At 55.9% G+C, this 23297-nt stretch carries 20 protein-coding genes, 2 tRNA genes and 1 pseudogene; 12 read left to right on the top strand and 11 right to left on the bottom strand.

Annotated elements, in window-relative coordinates; translation table 11 throughout:
* A complete protein-coding gene (locus AC1XYH_RS13315) occupies nucleotides 1–528 on the top strand; it encodes a DUF2878 domain-containing protein (protein ID WP_483323658.1) in 528 nt (175 codons plus the stop codon).
* A gap of 32 nt (nucleotides 529–560) precedes the next feature.
* On the opposite strand, the gene AC1XYH_RS13320 is transcribed toward AC1XYH_RS13315, so the two are convergent.
* The 6 genes and pseudogenes from AC1XYH_RS13320 to hemA form a co-directional block, all read right to left on the bottom strand.
* Entirely contained in the window at nucleotides 561–1088 is a 528-nt protein-coding gene (locus AC1XYH_RS13320) for an acyloxyacyl hydrolase (protein ID WP_483323659.1), read from the bottom strand.
* A gap of 61 nt (nucleotides 1089–1149) precedes the next feature.
* Nucleotides 1150–1935, bottom strand: a complete 786-nt coding sequence (murI, locus tag AC1XYH_RS13325; protein WP_483323660.1) for a glutamate racemase — start codon at nucleotides 1933–1935, stop codon at nucleotides 1150–1152.
* On the bottom strand, nucleotides 1932–2687 hold the full coding sequence (locus tag AC1XYH_RS13330; RefSeq protein WP_483323661.1) for a molybdopterin-synthase adenylyltransferase MoeB: 756 nt from the start codon (nucleotides 2685–2687) through the stop codon (nucleotides 1932–1934). Before AC1XYH_RS13330 ends, murI begins: the two co-directional genes overlap by 4 nt.
* Nucleotides 2680–3513 (bottom strand): peptide chain release factor N(5)-glutamine methyltransferase, encoded by an 834-nt coding sequence (gene prmC, locus AC1XYH_RS13335; RefSeq protein WP_483323662.1) that lies wholly within the window; start codon nucleotides 3511–3513, stop codon nucleotides 2680–2682. Before prmC ends, AC1XYH_RS13330 begins: the two co-directional genes overlap by 8 nt.
* Nucleotides 3510–4595: a peptide chain release factor 1 gene (prfA, locus tag AC1XYH_RS13340; protein WP_483323663.1), complete on the bottom strand. Its 1086-nt coding sequence runs from the start codon at nucleotides 4593–4595 to the stop codon at nucleotides 3510–3512. The genes prmC and prfA overlap by 4 nt, the downstream gene beginning before the upstream one ends.
* A gap of 101 nt (nucleotides 4596–4696) precedes the next feature.
* Nucleotides 4697–5950, bottom strand: a pseudogene (gene hemA / locus AC1XYH_RS13345) (glutamyl-tRNA reductase); the annotation flags it as partial.
* Between the two features lie 272 nt (nucleotides 5951–6222).
* Between hemA and AC1XYH_RS13350 the strand changes: the two are divergent.
* From AC1XYH_RS13350 to AC1XYH_RS13395, 10 genes are all read left to right on the top strand, one after another.
* A complete protein-coding gene (locus tag AC1XYH_RS13350) occupies nucleotides 6223–7941 on the top strand; it encodes a tetratricopeptide repeat protein (RefSeq protein WP_483323664.1) in 1719 nt (572 codons plus the stop codon).
* A gap of 3 nt (nucleotides 7942–7944) precedes the next feature.
* On the top strand, nucleotides 7945–8562 hold the full coding sequence (gene lolB, locus AC1XYH_RS13355; RefSeq protein ID WP_483323665.1) for a lipoprotein insertase outer membrane protein LolB: 618 nt from the start codon (nucleotides 7945–7947) through the stop codon (nucleotides 8560–8562).
* On the top strand, nucleotides 8559–9404 hold the full coding sequence (gene ispE / locus AC1XYH_RS13360; RefSeq protein WP_483323666.1) for a 4-(cytidine 5'-diphospho)-2-C-methyl-D-erythritol kinase: 846 nt from the start codon (nucleotides 8559–8561) through the stop codon (nucleotides 9402–9404). Before lolB ends, ispE begins: the two co-directional genes overlap by 4 nt.
* 41 nt (nucleotides 9405–9445) lie before the next feature.
* Nucleotides 9446–9520 (top strand) — tRNA-Gln (locus AC1XYH_RS13365).
* Between the two features lie 117 nt (nucleotides 9521–9637).
* Nucleotides 9638–10579, top strand: a complete 942-nt coding sequence (locus AC1XYH_RS13370; protein WP_483323667.1) for a ribose-phosphate pyrophosphokinase — start codon at nucleotides 9638–9640, stop codon at nucleotides 10577–10579.
* Nucleotides 10580–10683: 104 nt separating this feature from the next.
* Nucleotides 10684–11328 (top strand): 50S ribosomal protein L25/general stress protein Ctc, encoded by a 645-nt coding sequence (locus tag AC1XYH_RS13375; RefSeq protein ID WP_483323668.1) that lies wholly within the window; start codon nucleotides 10684–10686, stop codon nucleotides 11326–11328.
* 33 nt (nucleotides 11329–11361) lie between these two features.
* The gene (pth, locus tag AC1XYH_RS13380; RefSeq protein WP_483323669.1) at nucleotides 11362–11949 is read left to right on the top strand and encodes an aminoacyl-tRNA hydrolase; all 588 of its coding nucleotides are present in this window, start codon (nucleotides 11362–11364) and stop codon (nucleotides 11947–11949) included.
* Nucleotides 11950–11987: 38 nt separating this feature from the next.
* A complete protein-coding gene (gene ychF, locus AC1XYH_RS13385; protein WP_483323670.1) occupies nucleotides 11988–13088 on the top strand; it encodes a redox-regulated ATPase YchF in 1101 nt (366 codons plus the stop codon).
* 216 nt (nucleotides 13089–13304) lie between these two features.
* Nucleotides 13305–16286 carry a DUF748 domain-containing protein gene (locus AC1XYH_RS13390; RefSeq protein WP_483323671.1) on the top strand — a complete coding sequence of 994 codons (2982 nt, stop codon included), beginning with the start codon at nucleotides 13305–13307 and terminating at the stop codon, nucleotides 16284–16286.
* A gap of 149 nt (nucleotides 16287–16435) precedes the next feature.
* Nucleotides 16436–16512, top strand: a tRNA-Met gene (locus AC1XYH_RS13395).
* A 50-nt stretch (nucleotides 16513–16562) separates the two neighbouring features.
* On the opposite strand, the gene AC1XYH_RS13400 is transcribed toward AC1XYH_RS13395, so the two are convergent.
* From AC1XYH_RS13400 to AC1XYH_RS13420, 5 genes are all read right to left on the bottom strand, one after another.
* Nucleotides 16563–17573, bottom strand: a complete 1011-nt coding sequence (locus AC1XYH_RS13400) for an isocitrate/isopropylmalate family dehydrogenase (RefSeq protein ID WP_483323672.1) — start codon at nucleotides 17571–17573, stop codon at nucleotides 16563–16565.
* The gene (locus tag AC1XYH_RS13405) at nucleotides 17570–18469 is read right to left on the bottom strand and encodes a DMT family transporter (RefSeq protein ID WP_483323673.1); all 900 of its coding nucleotides are present in this window, start codon (nucleotides 18467–18469) and stop codon (nucleotides 17570–17572) included. The genes AC1XYH_RS13400 and AC1XYH_RS13405 overlap by 4 nt, the downstream gene beginning before the upstream one ends.
* Nucleotides 18470–18545: 76 nt before the next feature.
* Nucleotides 18546–18998, bottom strand: coding sequence for a ribosomal protein S18-alanine N-acetyltransferase (gene rimI, locus AC1XYH_RS13410; RefSeq protein ID WP_483323674.1), 453 nt, complete (start codon nucleotides 18996–18998; stop codon nucleotides 18546–18548).
* Nucleotides 18995–19771 (bottom strand): hypothetical protein, encoded by a 777-nt coding sequence (locus AC1XYH_RS13415; protein WP_483323675.1) that lies wholly within the window; start codon nucleotides 19769–19771, stop codon nucleotides 18995–18997. The genes rimI and AC1XYH_RS13415 overlap by 4 nt, the downstream gene beginning before the upstream one ends.
* Nucleotides 19771–21312 carry a 2-isopropylmalate synthase gene (locus AC1XYH_RS13420; RefSeq protein WP_483323676.1) on the bottom strand — a complete coding sequence of 514 codons (1542 nt, stop codon included), beginning with the start codon at nucleotides 21310–21312 and terminating at the stop codon, nucleotides 19771–19773. Before AC1XYH_RS13420 ends, AC1XYH_RS13415 begins: the two co-directional genes overlap by 1 nt.
* 284 nt (nucleotides 21313–21596) lie before the next feature.
* On the opposite strand from AC1XYH_RS13420, the gene AC1XYH_RS13425 reads away from it, so the two are divergent.
* Nucleotides 21597–23261, top strand: a complete 1665-nt coding sequence (locus AC1XYH_RS13425) for a long-chain-fatty-acid--CoA ligase (protein WP_483323677.1) — start codon at nucleotides 21597–21599, stop codon at nucleotides 23259–23261.
* The last annotated feature ends 36 nt before the right edge of the window (nucleotides 23262–23297 follow it).

The following is a 23297-nucleotide window of genomic DNA, read 5'->3' on the forward strand; positions in this document are numbered from 1 at the left end:
ATGCCAATCCGGCTGATTGCCAACGCACTGCTGTTTCAAGCTAGCTGGTTCGCTTGCGTGCTGGGTGGTACCGGATGGTGGCTGCTGGTGCCGCTGACCGCACTGGTGATTCATTTCAGCTGGGTGAGTTGCTGGGCAGCAGAGGGCAAACTGGTGGTCAGCGTGACGTTGATAGGCGCAGCGCTTGACTCGTTCCTGCTACAGCTAGGGGTTTTTGATTTCGCTAGTACCGAAACGCTAGCGCCCGTTTGGCTAGTTCTGCTCTGGGCTTTGCTCGCCACTACACTGAACCATTGTCTGGCCTGGAGCGCCAAGCCGATCTGGCTGGCGGGCATTCTCGGTGCGATCAGTGGACCATTATCTTATTTCGCCGGAAGCGCTCTGGCCGGCGTGGGGCTGCCGCTGGGTCAGCTGTATACATGGTTTATTTTGGCGCCGATCTGGGCAATAACACTGCCCTTGTTGCACGGTTTTGCTCACCTCTATCGCGAGCAATTCCGTCTTCTGGAAATGTCCCGACGGCGCTAGACTTCAATTAAGCCTGCGCCGCCAGGTCCCAATCAAAAGCCGAGACGATAGTAGAGCGCCGTCTTGTTGATGCCTTGATTAGGCTGTTTGATGCCTGCGTTGGAGTAGTGGTAATAACGCAACCCCAGCTCCGAGCCAGAAGCAAAGCGCAAGCCAGCGCCGATGCGATCTTCAAACTGAAAATGCGAACCTATGTCGCGGCGATCATTCAGGTCAGTCTCGCTGAACACCGCTGCGCCAATCCCCGCTTCCAGGAACGGAGTCATACCGCCGTTATCCGGATAGAAATCCAGACGAAACATGGGTGTCAGGGAGATGCTGTCGGTATCCAGCCCACCCCAATGGGTAAAGCCCGCGTCCCAATAGCCGCCCAGAGCCACCGCACCGCCATCGCTGCGCCATAAGGGGCTGGCAAAATCGAACTGCGCTGCGATTCGGTAAGCGTCTGTGGATTCATTCGTTTCGCCAACCTCGAAGGTCAACCCATCCATTGCCCAAGCAGAAGAGCTGAACGCCATGACTGACAACATACTACCCAACATCAAGCCGCTTTTTCTCATACTTCTATCCTTAGTTTTTCGTTAAAACACACTAAATAGACTTTATTTCGGCAAAAAGTTCTCAAACGGGCAACAACTCGACTGGGCTTGAAGAACCCAACAACGTCGGCAATATCGAGGACATCCTGTGCGGATCGCCACTGCACCAGAACCGAGTTTCGGCTGCAGCTTGCTGGCTAACCAAGCGACTCTCGGCCAGTTTTACCTGCAATTGCCGGGCGACCGCAGCGCCGGTATCCACTACCTGTACATGGGCAGGTAAAAAGCGCTGCAAGATAGGACGCAGAAAGGGGTAATGAGTACAGCCGAGAATTACGGTGTCACAACCAGCGGCCAATAACGGCGCGGTATAACGCTGCAGCAAGGCTTCTACCTCAGGACCCGTCAATTCTCCGCGCTCAACACACTCCACCAAGCCAGGGCATGGCTGGGTAATCACTTGTACTGAGCGCGCAAAACGGTCAAGCAGCGCAGCGAATTTGGCGCTTTGCAAGGTGCCGGTCGTGGCCAGCACACCCACCACGCCATTACGGGTAGCCAAAGCAGCAGGCTTGACCGCCGGCTCCATACCGATAATTGGCATATCGAATTCGCCGCGCAAGTCATTGATCGCCGCTGCCGTGGCGGTATTACAGGCCAGCACCAGCGCTTTGGCGCCCCGCTCAATTAGAAATTTGGCGATTAGCCGACTGCGTTCCCGAATCTGCTCCGGAGGCTTTTCGCCGTAGGGCACATAGGCACTGTCAGCGACATAAAGTAATGACTCAGCTGGCAGCTGCTGCTGAATTTCGCGCAGCACTGACAGCCCGCCTACGCCAGAGTCGAATACGCCAATTGGGGCATTCATGCTACTGGCCTCGCAGCGCAGCAACTACAAGCAGGATCCCGGCGAACGCGCATTTCACGAAAGCGGCTATCCAGGGCATCGACCAACAGCAACCGTCCCACCAGTGGCGTGCCGAAACCGACCAACAGCTTGAGTGCTTCCAACGCCTGCAGGCTACCTACCAATCCCACCAGCGGGCCCAGCACGCCAGCTTCGCTGCAGCTCAACGCGGAGTCTTCACCTTCGCCATAAAGGCATTGATAGCATGGGCTGGTTGGGTCACGCGGATCAAACACACTGAGCTGCCCCTCTAGCCGAATCGCTGCACCCGACACCAGCGGTTTGCTTAGCGCGACACACGCGGCGTTAACCGCTTGGCGAGTAGTAAAGTTGTCGGAACAATCCAGCACAAGATCGACGTTAGCGACGGCAACGCGCAATGCTTCACCAGCCAAGGCTTCTGGCAGCTGCAAAGATTTCACCTCGGGGTTTAGCGCTTGCAATCGCTCTGCGGCGGAATCAACCTTGAGCTGCCCAACGCTGCCAGTGTGGTGAATAATCTGGCGCTGCAAGTTTGTCAGATCGACCTCGTCGTGATCCGCCAGCACCAAAGTGCCAACGCCAGCAGCCGCCAGATACAACGCCACCGGTGCACCCAGGCCACCAAGGCCTACAATCAGCACACGGCTGTCGAGCAGTTTCTGCTGGCCGTCTATATCGATCTGCGGCAGCAGAATCTGACGGCTGTAGCGCAGCAGTGCGTTGTCATCCACGCCAGCATCCTCCACTGACCCGCGGGTTACCTGCCAAATCAGTCCAATTATTAACGACCATAAAGCCGCGCGCCCTCAGAAGCGTCATTACTGCTTCTGCCTGCTGCCAACCATGTTCTAGCAATAACCAGCCACCGGGCTGAAGGTGATCCGGTGCTTCCTCAACCAGTAGCCGAATATCATCCAAACCGTCAGCGCCACTGACCAGCGCACTGCGCGGCTCAAAACGCACATCGCCTTGCAGCAAATGCGGATCGTCGGCGGCAATATAAGGCGGGTTGGAAAGGATTAAATCAAAGCGTCGACCCTGTAGCTCAGCAAACCAGTGGCTCAGCAAAAAAACGGCGTTAACCAGCTGCAGTCGCTCGGCGTTAGCTTGCGCCAGCAAAACGGCTTCAGACACACGGTCACTGCCGGTCAGCTGCCAGTCAGGGCGCTCCGCAGCCAAGGCCAGCGCGATCGCGCCGCTGCCGGTACCCAGATCGAGAACATTAGCTGCCCCCATCGGACCCAGTTCCAGGCCCAGCTCCACCAAACGCTCGGTATCGGGGCGTGGTATCAAGGTGGCAGAACTAACGTGTAGATCAAGGCTCCAGAAGCCGCGCTCACCCAGCAAATACGCTACTGGCTCACCGGCACGGCGGCGCGCTATCAGCGCTTGAAAAGTGGCGACCTGTTCTACACTCGGCAGCGCTTCAGGCCAACTGCGCAAATAACTACGCCCCTTGCCTAGCACATGACACAACAACAGTTCTGCATCCAACCTAGGGCTATCTGAATCAGCCAGCTCGGCCTGCGCCAGCAACGCTGCAACCGTCAGAGTCATGCGTCTTCCAAGGCTGCCAACTGGTCGGCCTGATACTCACGCCGCAGCGGCTCAATCACACCATCCAGAGCGCCCTGAATCACTTCATCGAGACTGTACATAGTCAAGTTAATGCGGTGATCGGTGACTCGACCCTGAGGAAAGTTGTAAGTACGAATGCGTTCGGAACGGTCACCGGAGCCAACCAGTGATCGCCGCGTATCGGAGATTTCCTTGTCTTGCGCTTCGCGCTGCTGGTTCACCAGCTTGGCCTGCAACAGGCTCATGGCGCGGGCGCGGTTCTTGTGTTGCGAACGCTCATCCTGACATTCGACAACCATGCCTGTAGGCAGGTGGGTCAGGCGAACCGCCGAATCCGTCTTGTTAATGTGCTGACCGCCTGCGCCTGAAGCGCGGTACGTATCCACCCGCAGATCATTGGTATTGATCTCAATCGCTGCCTGGGCATCCATCTCCGGTAGAACGGCTACCGTGCAAGCCGAGGTATGCACCCGACCCTGGGATTCGGTTTCCGGTACACGCTGAACACGATGCGCGCCGGATTCAAATTTTAATTTGGCGTAGACGCTCTGACCTTCAACCCTAGCGATTACCTCTTTGTAGCCACCATGCTCGCCATGGTTTTCTGAGAGGATCTCAATCCGCCAGCCCTGACGCTCGGCAAAACGGCTGTACATGCGAAACAGATCCCCAGCAAAAATCGCCGCCTCATCGCCGCCAGTGCCGGCGCGTACCTCAAGGAAAACGTTACGCTCGTCGTTCGGATCTTTAGGCAGCAACAGGTGGTTAAGCTCTTTTTCCAGCTCAGACAACTGAGCCTCATTGACGCCCACCTCTTCTTCGGCCATGTCACGCAGATCAGGGTCGCTGTCTTTAAGTAAGCTACGCGCTTCTTGCAGATCGCTCTGTACGTCGCACCAGGATCCGTAACAGGTTACCGTGGCCTCGAGCTCAGCATATTCTTTGGAGTAGGCGCGGAACCGATTCTGATCGCTGATTACCTCGGCATCACTGAGCAACGCCGAAAGCTCCTCGAAGCGTTCACTCAGGGTGTCCAGTCGGTTCAGCAGAGATGCTTTCATTGTTTGCCTTGTAAGAGAGTGTGCACCGCGCCTGGTGTACTGCGTACCGGCGCGGCATCACGTAAAGGAGTGTCAGCCTGCACTGCAGTAGCGCCTGCGGCCGGACTACCCAGCGCAAACAGTTCCTGCGCCAACGCCAGCGCCTCGACACGCCCCTGCGCACTCATCTGTTTCAGCTGTACGCTGGGATCGTGCAGCAATTTGTTGGTTAGGCCACGGGCCATCTCGGCCAGTACCTGCGATGGGTCCATGCCGCGCTCTAATTTCTGTTGCGCTTTGAGCAACTCTTGATCGCGCAGCATTTCGGCTTTGGTTCGATAGTCGCGCAACACGTCCACGGCAGCCAAGGCACGCAGCCGCTGCATGAAATCGTCAGTACCGACCTCAATCAGGCGTTCGGCAGCATTCGCTGCACCCTGACGCGAGCGCATATTTTCTTCGATCACCTGATGCAGGTCGTCAACGCTGTATAGATACACGTCAGCCAGATCGCCGACTTCCGGTTCGATATCGCGGGGTACCGCTATATCGACCATGAACATGGGCTTGTGCTTACGCTGCTTGAGCGCGCGCTCCACCGCGCCTTTGCCAAGGATCGGCAACTGGCTAGCGGTCGAACTGATGACCACGTCACATTCCCCAAGTACATCCGAAATCTGGCTCAGTAAGATCGACTGTCCGCCCAGCGGCTCGGCCAACATCTCAGCACGCTCGAGCGTGCGGTTAGCAACGATGATTTTGCCGACCCCCTGATCGTGTAAATGGCGAGCCACCAAGCCTATGGTTTCACCAGCGCCGATCAACAACGCGGTGCTGCGGCGTAAGTCAGAGAAGATTTGTTTGGCCAAACTAACCGCCGCAAACGCCACAGACACCGGGTTCTCGCCAATGCGCGTATCCGTGCGCACCTGCTTGGCCATATTGAATGTGCTTTGAAACAAGCGGTCGAGATAAGGCCCGAGAGTGCCCGCCGTGCGCGCCGCCTGCCAGGCATCTTTCATTTGCCCGAGAATCTGCGGCTCGCCCAGCACCATGGAGTCCAGTCCCGCCGCCACCCGCATCATGTGATTGACCGCACCAGCATCCTGATGCAGATAACTACAACGGCGCACCTCATCGGCAGTCATGCCGTGAAAGGCCGCCACCCAGGCAACCAGGCTTTCGGCGTCCAGCTGATCCTGCGCACAATACAGCTCGGTGCGATTACAGGTAGAGAGGATCGCCACTTCCTGAGTCGCGGTTTCCTCGCGTAGACGTTGCAGTGCATCCGGCAGCTGCTCTGGTGCAAATGCCAGGCGCTCGCGCACCTCCACGCCTGCGGTCTTGTGATTGATGCCCAATGCAATAAAGCCCATGGTGCCTCATGATGCCGGAACGAAACGACTGCTAAAACGACTAATTGTCCTATGATACCCCACGCCAATCAATTGCCGCTTGGCTTCCGGCCCCAACAGAGGGGGTGGCAATTCGCCGCGCCCTCAGTACTTTTAACCCACGCGCCTTGCGGGGTGTGGGTTTGCGTCAGATCCTGTGGCATGATGAAATCAGCTTGGCCGCCAGCCAAAGAGGGTCGCAGCAACCAGCCCTTAGCGGTGCAGCTCCCCCACCGTAGCGTATGAGAGTGTCTATGAAGGCTTTGTTTACCCGGTCGCCAGTGTTGTTGATTGTGGGCGGGCTATTGCTCGGTGGCTGCACCGTGCTATCTACATCCACACCTACTCCACCCCCCCCAACCATCGTGATCGAGGAACCCGCCGAGCCGATCGAATACGGTCAGTTTCGCCAGGACACCCTGTTTGACCTGCTGACCGCAGAGATAGCCGGCCAACGCAACCGTTTCGATATTGCGCTCGATAACTATCTGCACCAGGCTCGCGAAACTCGCGATCCCGGCGTCACCGAGCGCGCCATGCGCGTCGCTGAGTTTCTCGGTGCCGAAGACTCTGCTCTGGATATGGCTCAGCTGTGGGTAGAGCTGGACAGTAAAAACCCGGAAGCTCTGCGCTCTGCGGCCATCCATCTGGCCCGCACCGGCCAGCATGAGCGAGCTATGGATATGATGCAGCGCGCCCTGGACCTGCACGGCGAGACGCACTTCGACTTTCTTGCGCTGGCTGCGGCGGAAAGCGACGAGCCAACCCGCGACGCCCTACTTGAAAGCCTCACGCAAATGCTGCAACGCCATCCCGACAACACCCAATTGGTGTTCGCCAAGGCACTGTTACTACAACAAGCGGGACGCGCGAATGAAGCGCTGCAACTGTTGGAGAAGCACCCGGGGACCAACGATGCACCGTCTGCCATTCTGCTGCACAGCCGCTTAACCGCAACGGAGGACCCAAAGCGCGCAGAACAGATTCTTTACCGCGGCCTGGAGTCCTTTCCTGCAGACACTCGCCTGCGCTTGCTGCTCGCGCGCATGCTAGTAACCTCCGGCGACTACAGAGCCGCCAGCACCCAATACGCCAAGCTGGTACAGGACAACCCGGAAGACCCCGACCTGCGCCTCTCTTTAGGGCTAATTTATACGGAGTTGGGCGACACCGCAGCGGCCGTTGAGCAGCTGCAACAAGCGCTGCTGCTCAATCCCGAGAACAATACCGCACGCTATCATTTGGGTAATGCTCAGCTCGCCGACAGTCAACCGGATGCCGCCATGCAAACCTGGCAGAGCATTGACAGCGGCAATGAGCTTCTGACCTCACGTCTGCAAATCAGTCAGCTTTTGGTCGAGCAAGGACGCCTGGATACTCTTAGCGAAATGCTAAAACAGGACCGTGAAGAATACCCGCAGCACGCACTGACTTTTTATCAGATCGAAATTGAAGCCTTGGCAGCGCAGCCCGAACTCGCCATGCAGCGCACCAACGCCGCTCTAAATGCCTATCCATTGGAGAGCGGCCTGCTTTACACCCGCGCCATGTTGCACGAGCAGCTGGGCAACCCCGCGGGCCTGGAGGAGGATCTGGGCGCCATCCTTGAGCGCGAACCAGACAACGCCATGGCGCTAAACGCCCTGGGTTACACGCTCGCCGACCGCAACGAAAGACTCGACGAGGCGCTCAGCCTATTGCAACACGCCGCTGAGCTGGAGCCCAATGATCCTGCTGTGCGCGACAGCCTAGGCTGGGTTCATTACCGCCTGGGCAATCTCGACCGCGCCGAACAATTATTGCGTGATGCTTTCAACAACTTTCCTGATCAAGAAGTCGCCGCCCACCTGGGTGAAGTGCTCTGGCGTCAAGGGAACAAAAGGGAAGCCCGCAAGGTCTGGAAGAAAGGACTCGAGCAAGCCCCTGACAGCCAACTCATTCCCGCCACCCGCGAACGCCTGGAAGCCGAATAAACCATGTCTCTGCTGCGTAATCTGTCCGTTATTCTATTGGCCATGAGCCTGGCTGCCTGTAGCAGCCTGCATCAGCGCGAAACACTGGAGCTCGGCGGCGATGCACAAGCCTGGAAAGCCCATCGTCAGCAGATAGAACCTATCAGCAGCTGGGAACTGCAAGGCAAACTGGGCGTGCGCGCACCGAGCGAGTCTGGCAGCGGCACCTTGTTCTGGTTGCAACGCAACGATTACTACGACATCCGCCTGTCCGGCCCACTTGGCCGAGGCGCCACGCGCATACAGGGTGATAGCAAGCAAACCACGCTGGAAGTCGCTGGCCGTGAACCGGTCAGCGCCGAGTCCGCCGAAGCCTTGCTAGAACAACAAATCGGCTGGCGCCTACCGGTCGAGCACCTACTCTGGTGGGTGCGAGGCCTGCCTGCGCCCGATGCAGCCAGCCGCCTGCAACTGGACACCCATAGTCGCTTGGCCCGCTTGAGCCAAAGCGGTTGGACCGTCGAGTACAGCCGTTACCAGCAAGTCGGCGAGGTAGAGCTACCGCAACGCCTGCAAATCTCCGGTCACGATTTGCTATTGACGTTAGTCGTCACCGAGTGGAAACCGCGCATCCCCGAATGAATAACGCCACGCTTAGCCTGCCCGCGCCGGCCAAACTGAACCTGTTTCTACATATCACCGGGCGCCGTGCCGACGGTTATCACACACTACAAACGCTATTTCAGTTCATCGATTACGGCGACACGCTGCACTTTACCTTGCGCCAGGACGGGCAAATTCATCTGCACACTGAATTACCCGGCGTCGCTCCCGAAGACAACTTGATAGTCAAGGCCGCCAAGCAACTGCAGGCCGCAGCAAAGACCCCATTGGGCGCCGACATTACATTGGACAAAAAACTGCCCATGGGCGGCGGCATTGGTGGTGGTAGTTCCGACGCTGCCACCACGCTGGTCGGACTCAATCAACTATGGCGGAGCGGCCTCAATGATGAGCAACTCGCAGATATCGGCATCACTCTAGGCGCAGACGTACCGGTATTTGTGCATGGCAAGGCCGCCTGGGCCGAAGGCGTTGGCGAGCTGCTGACGCCGGTGGAACTGGAAGAGCCATGGTATCTGGTGGTAATTCCGCCCTGCTCAGTCAGCACTGCAGAGATTTTTTCAGATCAAAGGTTGACGCGCGACACCTTGCCAATTACATTAGCGGCCTTCCGTGAGCAAGGCGGTCGGAATGACTGCTTGCCCATTGTTGCAGCACGTTACCCAGAAATTTGTAACGCGTTGATCTTGCTAAACAATTATTGTGAAGCTAAGATGACCGGAACTGGCAGTTGCTTATTTGGGGCCTTCCCAAATGAACGCGAAGCTGATAAAGTTCGCGCCCGGTTGCCAGCCACACTGCGAAGCTTTGTTGCCAAGGGTTGTAACGTTTCACCGTTACATCAATTGATCAACAAGTAAGCACTAGGATGCAGCCGTGCATCCGGACAGTTGACAGTTACAGGGGCGTAGCCAAGCGGTAAGGCAGCAGGTTTTGATCCTGCCATGCGTTGGTTCGAATCCAGCCGCCCCTGCCATTTTCTCTCCGGCAGCAATCAAGACAGAGTGATCCACGTCTGACTGGTTGATGCTTTCCGCACTCCAGACGTGAATCCATAATCGCAAAGACCACTACCCAAAAAAGGTAATGCTGCGTGTCCAAGATGATGGTGTTCACGGGGAACGCAAACCCCGATCTGGCACGACGCGTCGTGCGTGAGCTGCACATTCCCCTCGGCGATGCCACGGTTGGCCGCTTCAGTGACGGCGAAGTCAATGTCGAACTGAACGAGAATGTGCGCGGCAAGGACGTCTTCATACTGCAACCCACCTGCGCACCCACCAACGACAATCTGATGGAACTGGTAGTCATGGCTGACGCTCTGCGTCGCTCTTCTGCCTCACGCATCACTGCCGTTGTGCCCTATTTTGGTTACGCCCGCCAGGATCGCCGTCCGCGTTCTGCGCGCGTTGCCATCAGCGCCAAGGTAGTTGCCGACATGCTCGACACCGTGGGTGTTGACCGTCTGCTCACCGTCGATCTGCACGCTGACCAGATTCAGGGCTTTTTTGACATCCCGGTCGATAACATCTACGGCTCGCCCGTGCTGATTGATGATATTCAGGACCAGCGCTTCGACAACCTGATGATTGTTTCTCCAGACATCGGTGGTGTAGTTCGTGCTCGCGCTGTAGCAAAAAGTCTGGGTGTAGATCTGGCTATCATCGACAAGCGTCGTCCGAAGGCCAACCAGTCTGAAGTCATGCATATCATCGGCGACATCGAGGGCCGCAACTGCGTTCTGGTCGACGATATGGTCGATACTGCAGGCACGCTATGCCATGCGGCCAAGGCACTGAAAGATCACGGCGCTGCGCAGGTATTTGCCTATTGCACGCACCCGATCCTGTCAGGCAAAGCAATCGAAAATATCAGCAACTCGGTACTGGACCAGCTAGTAGTGACTAACACTATCCCGCTGTCCCCTGAAGCTGCAGCCTGTGATCGTATCCGTCAGCTCGACATGGCCCCCATTGTTGCCGAGGCCATGCGCCGTATCAGCAACGAAGAATCCATCAGCGCCATGTTCCGTTAAGGAACAAGACGCTGATTTAACAACCCGGGCATAAGTTCGGGTTTTCATCAATCATCCGACGCGCTGGTCGCAAGTGCCCGGATGTTTTTGTAAGGAGACTACATATGGTCGACTTCTCTCTGAATGCGAATGCCCGTGACGACCTGGGGAAAGGTGCGAGCCGCCGCCTGCGTCGTAACGAAAACCTGGTGCCTGCTATCGTTTACGGTGGCAACAAAGAGCCGCAAAGCATCTCTATCGCTGCTCGCGAGCTGAACAAAGCACTGGAAAACGAAGCTTTCTACTCCCACGTCATCAAGCTGTCTATCGACGGCAAGAAACAAGACGTGCTGTTGAAAGCCATGCAACGTCACCCCGCCAAGCCGATCATCATGCATGTCGACTTCCTGCGTGTGGTAGCTGGCCATGAAGTGACCGTTCACGTTCCCCTGCACTTCATCAACGAAGACACCTGTGTCGGCGTGAAGAAGAGCGGCGGCGTGATCTCTCACACCATGACCGACGTTGAAGTAACCTGTTTGCCGAAAGACCTGCCTGAGTTCATCGAAGTGGACATGGCTGGTGTTGACCTAGGCGACATCGTTCACCTGTCCAACCTGAAGCTGCCAAAGGGCGTTAACGTTCCTGCGCTGGCCCAAGGCGCAGACCACGATCTGCCAGTAGCCAACGTTCACGCTCCACGTGTTGTGTCTGAAGAAGACACCACCGAAAGCGAACCGAAGGCCGATGGTGAAGAATCAGCGGAGTAATTTACCCCGACTGACTCGAGAGGGGCGCCCGTTGTGACGCAGGGAATCAAGTTGATAGTAGGGCTAGGTAATCCTGGCCCGGAATATGACCTGACCCGCCACAATGCTGGCGCCCTTTTTATTGAGCGCTTGGCTGAACTGCACAAGGTTAGCCTGCGCGCAGAAAGTAAGTTTTTCGGCCTCACTGGCCGCCTGATCCTCGATGATCAGGATATTCGTCTGTTGATCCCCACCACGTTCATGAACCGCAGCGGGCAAGCTGTTGCCGCGCTGGCCACGTTCTATCGCATAGCGCCCGAAGAAATTCTGGTTGCACATGACGAACTCGACCTGCCACCCGGCGTGGTCAAGTGCAAGAAAGGCGGCGGCCATGGTGGCCACAACGGACTACGCGATATCATTGCCCGATTGGGTAATCAGAATACCTTTCATCGCCTGCGTTTGGGTATCGGCCATCCCGGCCACAGCTCGCAGGTGACCGGCTTTGTATTGGGCCGCGCGCCCAAAGCCGAACAGCAAGCATTAGACGCCTGTATAGACGAGGCCATCCGCGAGTTGCCTGGCATCAGCCAAGGTCAGTGGTCCGCCGTTATGCAACGCCTGCACAGCTTTAAAGCCTGAATCAATTTGCGCCGCCACACACGGCAGAGGACATCACTATGGGTTTCAATTGCGGTATTGTCGGACTGCCCAACGTCGGCAAGTCCACGCTGTTCAATGCGCTGACTAAATCCGGCATCGCAGCAGAAAACTTTCCTTTCTGCACCATCGAGCCAAACAGCGGCATCGTCGCCATGCCCGACCCACGTCTGGACGCCCTCGCTGCCATCGTCAAGCCGCAAAAAGTTCTGCCGACCACCATGGAGTTCGTCGACATCGCAGGCCTGGTTGAAGGCGCCTCAAAGGGCGAAGGCCTGGGCAACAAGTTTCTCGCCAACATCCGCGAGACCGATGCCATCGCCCACGTAGTGCGCTGCTTTGAAGATGACAACGTGATCCATGTTGCCAACAGTGTCGACCCTAAACGCGACATCGAGATCATCGATCTAGAACTGATATTCGCCGACCTCGACAGCTGTGAGAAGCAACTGTACCGCGTAAGCCGCAACGCAAAGGGCGGTGATAAAGAAGCCATAGCGCAGAAAGCGCTACTGGAAAAGCTGATTCCGCATTTCGGTGAAGGCAAACCTGCCCGCTCGCTGCTGAAGAGCTTCAGCCCGGAAGAGCGCGCCACGGTGCATCAGTTTCACCTGCTGACCATCAAACCGGTGATGTACATCGCCAATGTTTCTGAAGAAGGCTTCGAAAACAATCCGCTGCTGGATGTGGTCAACGCCATTGCTGCCGAAGAAGGCGCCATTGTCGTGCCGGTGTGCAACAAAATTGAAGCGGAAATCGCCGAACTGGATGACGACGAAGAAAAGCAAATGTTCCTCGAAACCATGGGCATGGATGAGCCTGGCTTGAACCGTGTAATTCGTGCGGGCTACGAGCTATTGGGCTTACAGACCTACTTCACCGCTGGCGTAAAGGAAGTGCGTGCCTGGACCGTGAAGATCGGCGCAACGGCACCGCAAGCTGCAGGCGTCATTCATACGGACTTCGAGAAAGGTTTTATCCGCGCTGAAGTCACTGCGTACAACGACTTCATCCAATACAACGGCGAAAACGGTGCCAAAGAAGCCGGTAAGTGGCGTTTGGAAGGCAAGGAATACATCGTCAAGGATGGCGACGTAGTGCACTTCCGCTTTAACGTCTAAGCCCTACCCGCAAGCCCATCACCCCGATGGGCTTAGCTCTCCTCCCCCTAGTTCAACTCCTCAACACCAAGCCAACTCGTGCGCCGCAACATAACTGTGGTTACGCTTTAGCGGCCCGGTCGACTGAGCGATCCGCACAAGCGTTAAAGACTAGCCGCAAAGCTGGCAATCACGTGCCATACTTGCCTGATCATTGAATGGGCGAATGGCGTGCGCATGCGGATCAGAACTAAGCCGGTTTTAGTCACTCTTCTCATAATACTGTTTAGCTACAGCGTAATAGGCTTTTTGCTGGTGCCGGGCATAGCCCTGCACGTGATCAACCAACAGCTTGATCAATACGCCAACACTCCAGCACAGCTGCAGCGTGTTGAGTTCAACCCATTCAGCATGGAAGCAACCCTTTGGGATTTGCATATCGGCGAAGTGGGCACTCCTCAAGTAGCCTTTCGGCGCCTTTACGTAAATGCAGAGCTCGATAGCTTGTGGACCGGCGCCCTGCATCTGAGCCACGCTCAACTTGAACGGGCACACGGCGAAGTACTCTTCGCCAAAGACGGCACCCTTAACCTCACAGGCTTGTTCAATCTACCTGAAAGCCAGGAGCCCGAGCCAAAGAACACAGAGCGAGCTCCCTTTCCGGTGCGGCTCGACCGCATAGAACTGATCAAAAACAGCTTGCACTTCCTGGACCAACGTCCGAGCGACAACGTTGAGTTTGCCTACGACGATCTCTCATTAGAACTCAACAACCTCAGCACTCTACCCGATGACAGAGCAGTCATGACCCTTAGCGCCAGCGGTCCCTATGGGGCACGTTTGGATTGGCAAGGAGAAGCGACACTCGTACCCATTACCTCAAGCGGATCACTGCGCATACAGAATGCACGGCTGGATATCGTATGGCCTTACATTCGTGATCAATTCGCCCTTGATCTAAATGACGGAAGCCTCGAGGCCAGCACCGATTATCAACTGGACCTCTCGGAGCGAACCGATTTCAGACTGAACAACGCCCAGCTAAAACTCACCAACCTCAGTATCGACGCCGAAGACAAGCCACTCCTACGCATACCCAACCTGCTAGTCAGTGATACGTCGCTGGATCTGAGCAAACAACAAATCAGCATCGGTCAGCTGCGTAGCGACCAACTGGAACTCTGGGCTGCGCGTGAGCAGAACGGTAAAATCGATTTACTCGCTTTGCTAGAAGCCAAAGCCACGACCACTGACACAAGGGATACCCCGCCTGAAGCTGAAGCTAGCCAACAAGCTACCAGGCAGACCAGAGCCGCGGACGCTGCCAACGACAATAAAGCAGCCCCCTCCTCAGCCGTCGCAGAAGCCAGTCCAAAGGAACCAGTGAATACCCAAGCCACTCCTTGGCAAGTACTGCTCAGCAGTGCCGAACTGAAAAACTATCGCCTGCACCTAGTCGACCACGTGCCGGAACAGGACGTGACACTTGAAGTAGGCCCATTGAATGTCAGCATCAACCAGTTCGATAGCTTGGGCAAAACCCCATTCAACCTGAAACTGGATACGGGCCTAAACAATAACGGCACGCTGTCGGTGGCAGGAAAGGTACAGTTGCAGCCTGTTAGTGCCGATTTACAAATCAGCACCCGAGATATAGATCTGCTCCTCGCGCGGCCTTATTTCGAGCCTTTAGTGCGTATTCAGCTACGCAGCGGTCTTGCACAGAGCGATCTCAAGGTAGTCTTGGCTGGACTGGAGCCGCTGCAATTGAAGGTGAGCGGAGAAACCCAAATCAGCCAATTGCACATAGTCGACGCCGAACGAAAACGCGACCTACTTAAATGGCAACAGCTACAACTCAGTGGCATCGATTATCAAAACAACAACCTGATAATCAGCAAAGTGGCACTGCAAAAACCTTACGCGCGCTTCATCATCAACGAGAACCTCACCACCAATTTCAGCGGCCTGCTGGTCGAACAACCCAGCGACAATAAAAAACCAACCGACAGCCAACCTATGGGCATTCGCATCGGCGGCATCAGCATCGCTGACGGCTCGGCCAACTTTGCCGACTTCAGCCTTCGACCCAACTTCGCCACCGCCATCGGCCAACTGAACGGCGCGATTGGCACTCTGGACAACCAAAGCAGCCAGCCTGCGACGGTCGACGTGACCGGCAAAGTCGACCGTTATGCTCCGGTCAGTATCAAAGGGCGTCTGACTCCCTTTGATCCGCTTAATAGCCTGGATATTGCCACCAGCTTTCGCAATGTCGAACTCACCACCCTCACGCCCTACTCTGGCAAGTTCGCCGGATACCGTATACGTAAAGGTCGACTCAATCTGGAGCTGCATTACCAGATCGAAAAAGGCCAGCTGAATGCTAAAAATAAGGTGCTGTTAGAAGGTCTGCAGCTAGGTGAGAAGGTCGATAGCCCCGATGCCGTAGATCTACCAATCCGCTTGGCTATTGCTCTGCTAAAAGACAGCAAGGGAAACATCGATATCGAATTACCGTTAACGGGCAACCTCGACGATCCGCAATTCAGCGTAATGCCAATCGTCTGGCAAACCCTGCGCAACCTGGTAGTCAGGGCGGTACAAGCACCTTTCAAATTTATCGCCGGTTTAGTCGGTGGCAGTGAGCAAGACCTAAGCGAAGTCGCCTTCCCCGCAGGCACCAACACCTTGAACAGCGATGCGCAAAGCACCCTGACAACACTCGCAACCGCCTTACAGGAGCGCCCGGTACTCACGCTGGAGATTGAAGGCATGAGTTCCGCACAGGCAGACGGTCCGCAACTAGCCAGCGAACGTCTCAACCACGAATATCAGCAAATTCAATTCAAGTCCCTACAGGCAATGAGGGAGCAAGTTCCAGCATCTCCCGAACTGCTGAAAATCGACGATGACGACAAACCGCCGCTGCTCGAAGGCATCTATCGCGCCCGCCTCAAACAACAGCCGCCGACAGAATGGAGCGAACTTGATCGCGACGAACGCGCAGCCAAGATGGAGCAAGAATTGCTCGCACTCTGGAGCCGCAGTGACCTGCTGCTTCGGGGGCTAGCACAAAGCCGCGCAGCAGCAATCAAAGCCTATCTAGTCGATTCCGCTGGCCTGGACCCACAGCGTATCTATCTTATCGACGTAGGGAGCACCGAACCATTAAACGACGGCAGCGTCGCAACTGCCTTACATCTGGGCAGCGAGTAATCCGCAATCCCGGTCACCACGCAAAGGGCAAGAGCGCACCAGCCCATCATCATAGACTTAAAAAGTTAACCGGTTGAAATGGCAGTTAAAAAATAAGCAGGCAAGCTTGACAAGCCCAGCGCGGAAATGAATAATGCGCAGCCTCGGATGGCTACATAGCTCAGTTGGTTAGAGCACAGCATTCATAATGCTGGGGTCCCTGGTTCAAGTCCAGGTGTAGCCACCAACCTTTTCAAGGGCTTAGCTTCGGCTAGGCCTTTTTTTATTCCTTCTAACTTACTCTAACGCCAGCTGGATACGCGACAGCACGTCCGCAGCCACGCGTTGGGTAGTTTGAACACCGAAGTCCACACCTTGCGATTCCCCGAGAAAAGCCTCCACGGCATTTTCCAAACACGCGGCTTCATCTCGTAGCTCCCAGTGATAACGCAGCAAAAGCGCAGCGCTCAGTAATGCGGCAATGGGATTAGCTCTACCGGTTCCAGCAATATCCGGAGCGCTGCCATGCACCGGCTCCGCCAGTGCAATACCCTCTCCCCAGTTTAACGAGGGTGCCGTGGCTAGGCCGCCCGACCAGTAGCTCGCCAGATCAGACAACACATCGCCAAAAAGGTTAGTGGTTACTACGAGATCAAAAGCCTCTGGCTGCTCTACCAACTGCAGCGCTGCAACATCGACCAAGCGCTCATCTACCAGAGCCCCCATCCCTTCGTGTTCCAACACCGTGCGGCAGCTGTCGCGAAACAAGCCGCAGGTCAGCGGCAGGACGTTGGCTTTGTGTACCAGCGTTATACGCTTTGTCTCGCGCTGTCGTGCGACCTGCGCTGTGCGCTGCGCCAACAGTTCGCACGCCTGCCGGCTGATATGCCGTTCGGCAACAGCGTGATCGCTGGACACCATATGCTCGCGACCAACGTACAAACCTTCGCTGTTCTCCCGCAACACCATCAGATCAATTCCGGGCTTGGGTGAAATTGCTGGCCAACTACGAACCGGGCGCAAGTTCACTGAGAGTCCCAATTGCTGCCTTAGGGTTAGTATCGCACTGCGATAACCCGCTACAGCGCGCGCAGGGGACTGCACTGCACCAAAGAGCCCCGCACCGCATTCACGCATAAGCTCTAGTGTAGACTCGGGCACCGCACAGCCTTGCTGCAAGAAACAGTTCCAGCCCGCTTGAGCTTCAAATATCTGCAGATTCGGGATCAAAAGTCGCAGGGCATCTACGGCAACCGGAGTGACCTCGGGGCCAATACCGTCTCCGGCAATCACGCAGAGCCTCTTCATGCCTTGCTCCCGGTGCGAGTGGCCATCAGGAGGCCACAGAAGGTCAGTATGCCGCCCAAAAGGTGATACCAATGCAGCTGCTCGCCCAAAATCATAACGCTGAGCAACGCGGCAAAAACGGGCATCAGGTAGCTGAACAACGAGGCCGTCGCCGGACCCAATACACGTACGCCATTATTCCAGGCAAGGTAAGCCACCAGCGAAGCCATTACGGCCGTGTAGCCCACCGCGCTAACCGTTACTAACGTCAGCGGCATAGCGCCTGTCTGGCTGTATTCCCATAAATAGAACGGCAACAACAGCGGCACACCGAAGAGCAACATGGCAGCTAGTAGCGTCAACCCCGGCACTGGCACCATCCAACGCCGTAAAAGCACAGAGTAAAGCCCCCAGGTCATCACCGCGGCTAGCATAATCAGATCGCCCGGATTGAACGCCAGCTGTGCTAACCGACTCAGCTGGCCTGTGCTGAGGATCACCATCAGGCCACTGAAAGACAGCAGCGTGCCCCCCAGGGTTTGCAGCGTTGGCCATTGACGAAGCAATACAATCGACCAGATAAAGGCGGCGACGGGCAGCCCGGTATTAACCAAGGTGATATTAATCGCAGTGGTACTTTGGGCCGCCATGTACAACAGCGTGTTATAGGACGAAATACTCAACGCTGCTAGCGCTGCGATCTGTCGCCAATGGGCGAGTACCACCGCACGCTGCTGCCATAAGCCGCTGAGCGTAAACGGCAACAACAGCATTAACGCAGTTGTCCAACGCCAGAACGACAGCCCAATCGGCGGCAGCTGGCCTGCTGTTGCTCGCGCAACCAACGCGTTGCCAGCCCAAACCAGCGCACAAATAACCAAACCAGTGATCGCCCAGCCCCTTTCGGAGAGCCTCATCCCGGTACCCGGATTGCGTCAATCATTGGGTTTTCCTTGTGCAGGATAGTGTGTGTATAGGGCGAGGCGGCGGTGCCTAATCAACCAGAGAGTAGGCCATGACCAACGCATCTTCGCGGCCAACAGTGGCAGGATAGTAATTGCGACGACGGCCGATCTCATTGAAGCCAAAACTTTCGTACAAACCTGCTGCATTTCGATTTGATTCGCGCACTTCCAAAAAAGTGACTTCCGCATCACGCGTTTTGGCCTGATCCATCAAGTGCTCGAGTAACCTATGACCGAAACCTTTACCCTGACTCTCGGGCTGGATGGTGATATTCAATAGATGTGACTCCCCCGCCGCAACCGAGAGAACACCATGGCCCACCTGTTGTTGATCATCGAATGCCAGCCAGCATTCATGACCAGACTTAATACAATCGAGAAAAATGGCGCGAGTCCATGGGTGGCTGAAAGCCGAAAATTCAATCGTCAGCACCGTATCCAGGTCAGCCTCCTGCATACGACGGAAAGTCAAAACGCTCATACCTTACCCTGCCAGCGGGTCTTAATTCGCCGCAATTGAGCCCAGAGTTCAGCCTTGCGCTGTGGCTCCCGCATCAAGAGCTCGAGGTCAGCAGCAAACCAGGCTGCAGGGAGATGGTCCAGAGCCACCTCACGCCCTTGCAATTGATCCACCTTGGCAAGGTCGGTCTCAACCAGCAAGCCAGTGGCAGAACCAAAGCAACCCAAGGAGACGGGCTCGTGCTCTTCCAGCCGCCCTTGCATGAAGGCGAGCAAGCCCCGGTTAGCCGCTTCCGCACTGCGATCCAGCTGAGGATTACGGCTTAGCGGCCAGCGGAAGTCGGCTAACAAGCGCGGCCGCGGCGGCAGACCAACGGCGCGTAGAATATCCTGCAGCAACAGAAAGGCGGGCGTAGCACTTTCTAGACCCGGCTCTGGCGCTTCAGTCAGCAACGCACAGGGGCCAGCCAGCCAGAGCTGTAGGTAGAATGGCTCAATTGGCGCGACGGTAAGTGCCGGAGGCCCAATCGGCGCTTCAGCTGCAGGCGCGAGTTTCGGCTGCACAGTATCAGCACGAAGCTGTTTGACCGCACCTACTGGATCAACGGGCAGCTTGTTAATCGGTGCGACTACAGAGCTTTGCAACTCAGCCTGTAAACTCGCTACCGGTATTTTTACCGCTGCTACCGGCAAGGTATAAGGCACTCGAGGAGGTATGCCGGCCAACGCTTGGCGTGGCATCCAGTTGGTGACGCCTAGGGCCTCTAAATAGGCCAGTCGTGTTTGTTCTTGCATCAGACCCCAGCCGTTTGCGGGTGAGCGCGATAGGCGTCTTCACGCATTAAATTCAGCGCGTTGATGTACGCTTTGGCAGACGCCACGATGATGTCAGTGTCAGCCCCATTACCATTCACAATACGCCCACCTCTCTCTAGCCTCACCGTAACCTCACCCTGTGAGTCTGTACCCTGAGTGATGGCATTGACCGAATAAAGTTGCAAACTAGCATTGGAGCTAATGATCTTTTCTATCGCTTTGAACGTCGCATCTACCGGACCAGAGCCCTCGGCTTCCGCTTCTTGCTCTGCACCATCAATGCTTAGCTGCACCACAGCATGCGGTACCTCACCCATGCAAGACGCCACGTCGAGGTGCACCAGGCGGATATGCTCGACCACCTCAGTTAAGGTATCGGTAACCAATGCCTGAAGGTCTTCGTCAAATATTTCGTGTTTACGATCAGCCAGTTGCTTAAAACGAACAAAAGCCGCGTTCAACGCTTCACCACTCAGTTCAATACCCAATTCCACCAACCGAGAGCGAAAGGCATTGCGCCCGGACAACTTACCCAACGACAGCTTATTGGTGTGCCAACCAACTGATTGCGCACTCATTATCTCGTAGGTCTCACGATGCTTGAGCACGCCGTCCTGATGAATACCAGACTCATGCGCAAAAGCGTTGGCACCGACAATAGCTTTGTTCGGCTGCACTGCAAAACCGGTGATTCCGGATACCAATCGCGAAGCGGGCAAAATATTTTCGGTCACAACGCCGGTATACACGCCCAATAAGTCTTGCCGCGTCTTGATCGCCATAACGATCTCTTCCAAGGCAGCGTTACCGGCACGTTCGCCCAAACCATTGATGGTGCATTCAACCTGACGCGCTCCCGCTGTCACTGCCGCCAGCGAGTTGGCAACCGCGAGGCCTAGGTCGTTATGGCAGTGCACCGAAAAGACCGCCTTATCCGCATTGGGTACGCGGGTGATTATCTGCCGGATAGTTTCGGCGAACTGATGCGGTATGGCATAACCCACCGTATCGGGGATATTAATAGTCCGTGCGCCCGCGTCGATCGCTGCCTCGATGATGCGACAGAGAAAATCGATTTCAGAGCGCCCCGCGTCCTCGCAAGAAAATTCAACGTCAGCGCATAGGTTGCGGGCGCGCTTAACCGCACGTACCGCCTGCTCAACAACCTGGTCCGGCGATAAGCGCAGCTTATGTTGCATATGAATCGGACTAGTCGCGATAAAGGTGTGGATACGCCCGGCGTTGGCACCAGCCAGCGCTTCGGCGGCACGATCAATATCGGCATCAACGGCGCGCGACAAGCTGCACACGATGCTGTCCTGAATACTATTGGCGATCGCCTTTACCGCTTCAAAATCACCGGGACTGGCAATCGCAAAGCCGGCTTCGATAACATCCACCTGCAGCTTTTCAAGTGCCCGCGCAATACGCAGTTTTTCGTCCTTGGTCATGGACGCGCCAGGGCTCTGCTCGCCATCTCGCAGCGTGGTATCAAAGATAAATACCCGGTCCTGATTCATATGTAAGGTCCTCTTGCAAATAACACTGCATACAACCGTCGGCTAGACGCGCACAGGCGTATGGATCAGCCCAATACTATACCCCATCAGGCCCCATAACTGGGACAGACGACTCGTGTGAACTCACCGTGGCTTATGACGTAACAACAGCACAACAAAAGTATCCTTCCTTAGTCTCACGCTGAGACTTATTCTGTTGCCTTGCCCTAATAATAGGACCGTCCTGCTGAAGTTTCGCAGTGAATGGTTCGTCTGATTTGCACAACAAGCAGGAGATTGGATGTATGTTTGACCGTCACTTCCCCGTGTGGCCCAATCAGGTTCCCAAGCAGCTAGAGCTCCCCGCCACAAACCTGTTCCACAACATAACCGTCTCCGCGTTACGCTATCCGGATCACCCTGCCATTCACTACTACGGCAGCAATATCAGCTACAGCGAGCTCAAGTCTGAAGCGGAGCGCTTGGCTGGTTACCTACAAAAGGCAGGCGTGCAGGCAGGCGACCGCGTGCTGCTTTATATGCAGAATAGCCCACAGTACATCATTGGTTTTTTTGCCATTCTGCGTGCTAACGCTGTCGTTGTCCCGGTCAACCCAATGAATCGCGCTTCTGAGTTGGCTTACCTCATCGAGGATACCCAGGCGCCCGTTGCCCTGTGTGCCCAAGAGTTGAGCGAGTTCGTTGCACCCCATATCGGTAACAGTGCTTTAAAAGAAGTGATAGTCACTGCCTACAGCGAATATGTAGTCGAACCCACTGACCTCACGCTTCCAGAGGTAGTGACAGCACCTGTAGAGCCCGTGACGCAAGCAGGCATGACCTCGTGGCAGAGCGTGCTGGCAGCCGATATCCAGCCAGGACCGATGACTGCCGGTCCACAAGACCTATGCGTTATCCCATACAGCTCGGGCACTACCGGCAATCCAAAAGGGTGCGTGCATACGCATCACAGCGCGATGGCCACTACTGTCTATGGCGCTGCTTGGGTGAATACGCAGCATAGCTGTATCCACTTGGTCTCTGTACCCATGTTTCATGTAACTGGCATGCAGTCATGCATGAACTCAACTCTTTACGCAGGTGGAACGCTGGTTGTAATGACCCGCTGGGATCGCAAAGTCGCGGCAAAGTTGATCGAAACCCTAAAGATCAACACGTGGCGCAACATCTCTACCATGGTGGTCGACATGTTGTCGGATCCTGACATAGACCAATATGACATAAGCTCCCTGACCGGCATCGGCGGTGGCGGAGCAGCCATGCCTGCCGCAGTATCTGCCAAACTGCAGCAAAAGACCGGCTTGATCTACATGGAAGGTTACGGGCTGTCAGAAACCATAGCTGCGACCCACGCCAACCCACCAAACGCCTGCAAGCCCCAATGCCTGGGCATTCCATTCATTGGGGTAGACTCTCGAGTTATTGACGTTGAAACTTTGAAAGAAGTTGAGTGCGGCGTCACCGGTGAGATCATCATGCGGGGTGAGCAGATTTTCCAGGGGTACTGGAATCGCCCTGAGGCAACCGAAGAGGCTTTCGTTGTCGTAGATGGCGAGCGCTTCTTCCGTTCTGGCGACCTTGGTTACTACGACGAAGAGGGTTACTTCTTCTTGGTAGACCGTGTGAAACGCATGATCAATGCCTCCGGCTTTAAGGTATGGCCAGCCGAAGTCGAATCGCTGATGTACGCACACCCATCCATACAAGAAGTCTGCATTATCTCGGTACCGCACGAGCGCCGTGGCGAAACGGTAAAAGCTGTGGTGGTCTTAGCCGCGGGGCAACAAAGCACCTCAGAGCAGGACATCATAAACTGGTGTCAGGAAAACATGGCCGCGTACAAGTGCCCACAAATAGTGGCGTTTGCTGAAAGCATTCCTAAGTCACCTGCCGGCAAGATCATGTGGCGGCACCTTCAGGATGTGGAATGGGGCCGTGCTGAAGCTTAACGCACCTCTACAGCTACACACAGGAGCGCTTAAGGG

This window comes from Pseudomonas sp. GW-45, from assembly GCF_056896675.1.

What these genes read in the sequence shown, in the direction of transcription:
- AC1XYH_RS13315 (WP_483323658.1), top strand. Translation starts at nt 1, where the DNA reads ATGCCAATCCGGCTGATTGCCAACGCACTGCTGTTTCAAGCTAGCTGG.
- AC1XYH_RS13320 (WP_483323659.1), bottom strand. Translation starts at nt 1,088, where the DNA reads ATGAGAAAAAGCGGCTTGATGTTGGGTAGTATGTTGTCAGTCATGGCG.
- murI (WP_483323660.1), bottom strand. Translation starts at nt 1,935, where the DNA reads ATGAATGCCCCAATTGGCGTATTCGACTCTGGCGTAGGCGGGCTGTCA.
- prmC (WP_483323662.1), bottom strand. Translation starts at nt 3,513, where the DNA reads ATGACTCTGACGGTTGCAGCGTTGCTGGCGCAGGCCGAGCTGGCTGAT.
- prfA (WP_483323663.1), bottom strand. Translation starts at nt 4,595, where the DNA reads ATGAAAGCATCTCTGCTGAACCGACTGGACACCCTGAGTGAACGCTTC.
- AC1XYH_RS13350 (WP_483323664.1), top strand. Translation starts at nt 6,223, where the DNA reads ATGAAGGCTTTGTTTACCCGGTCGCCAGTGTTGTTGATTGTGGGCGGG.
- lolB (WP_483323665.1), top strand. Translation starts at nt 7,945, where the DNA reads ATGTCTCTGCTGCGTAATCTGTCCGTTATTCTATTGGCCATGAGCCTG.
- ispE (WP_483323666.1), top strand. Translation starts at nt 8,559, where the DNA reads ATGAATAACGCCACGCTTAGCCTGCCCGCGCCGGCCAAACTGAACCTG.
- AC1XYH_RS13375 (WP_483323668.1), top strand. Translation starts at nt 10,684, where the DNA reads ATGGTCGACTTCTCTCTGAATGCGAATGCCCGTGACGACCTGGGGAAA.
- ychF (WP_483323670.1), top strand. Translation starts at nt 11,988, where the DNA reads ATGGGTTTCAATTGCGGTATTGTCGGACTGCCCAACGTCGGCAAGTCC.
- AC1XYH_RS13390 (WP_483323671.1), top strand. Translation starts at nt 13,305, where the DNA reads ATGCGGATCAGAACTAAGCCGGTTTTAGTCACTCTTCTCATAATACTG.
- AC1XYH_RS13400 (WP_483323672.1), bottom strand. Translation starts at nt 17,573, where the DNA reads ATGAAGAGGCTCTGCGTGATTGCCGGAGACGGTATTGGCCCCGAGGTC.
- AC1XYH_RS13405 (WP_483323673.1), bottom strand. Translation starts at nt 18,469, where the DNA reads ATGAGGCTCTCCGAAAGGGGCTGGGCGATCACTGGTTTGGTTATTTGT.
- rimI (WP_483323674.1), bottom strand. Translation starts at nt 18,998, where the DNA reads ATGAGCGTTTTGACTTTCCGTCGTATGCAGGAGGCTGACCTGGATACG.
- AC1XYH_RS13415 (WP_483323675.1), bottom strand. Translation starts at nt 19,771, where the DNA reads ATGCAAGAACAAACACGACTGGCCTATTTAGAGGCCCTAGGCGTCACC.
- AC1XYH_RS13420 (WP_483323676.1), bottom strand. Translation starts at nt 21,312, where the DNA reads ATGAATCAGGACCGGGTATTTATCTTTGATACCACGCTGCGAGATGGC.
- AC1XYH_RS13425 (WP_483323677.1), top strand. Translation starts at nt 21,597, where the DNA reads ATGTTTGACCGTCACTTCCCCGTGTGGCCCAATCAGGTTCCCAAGCAG.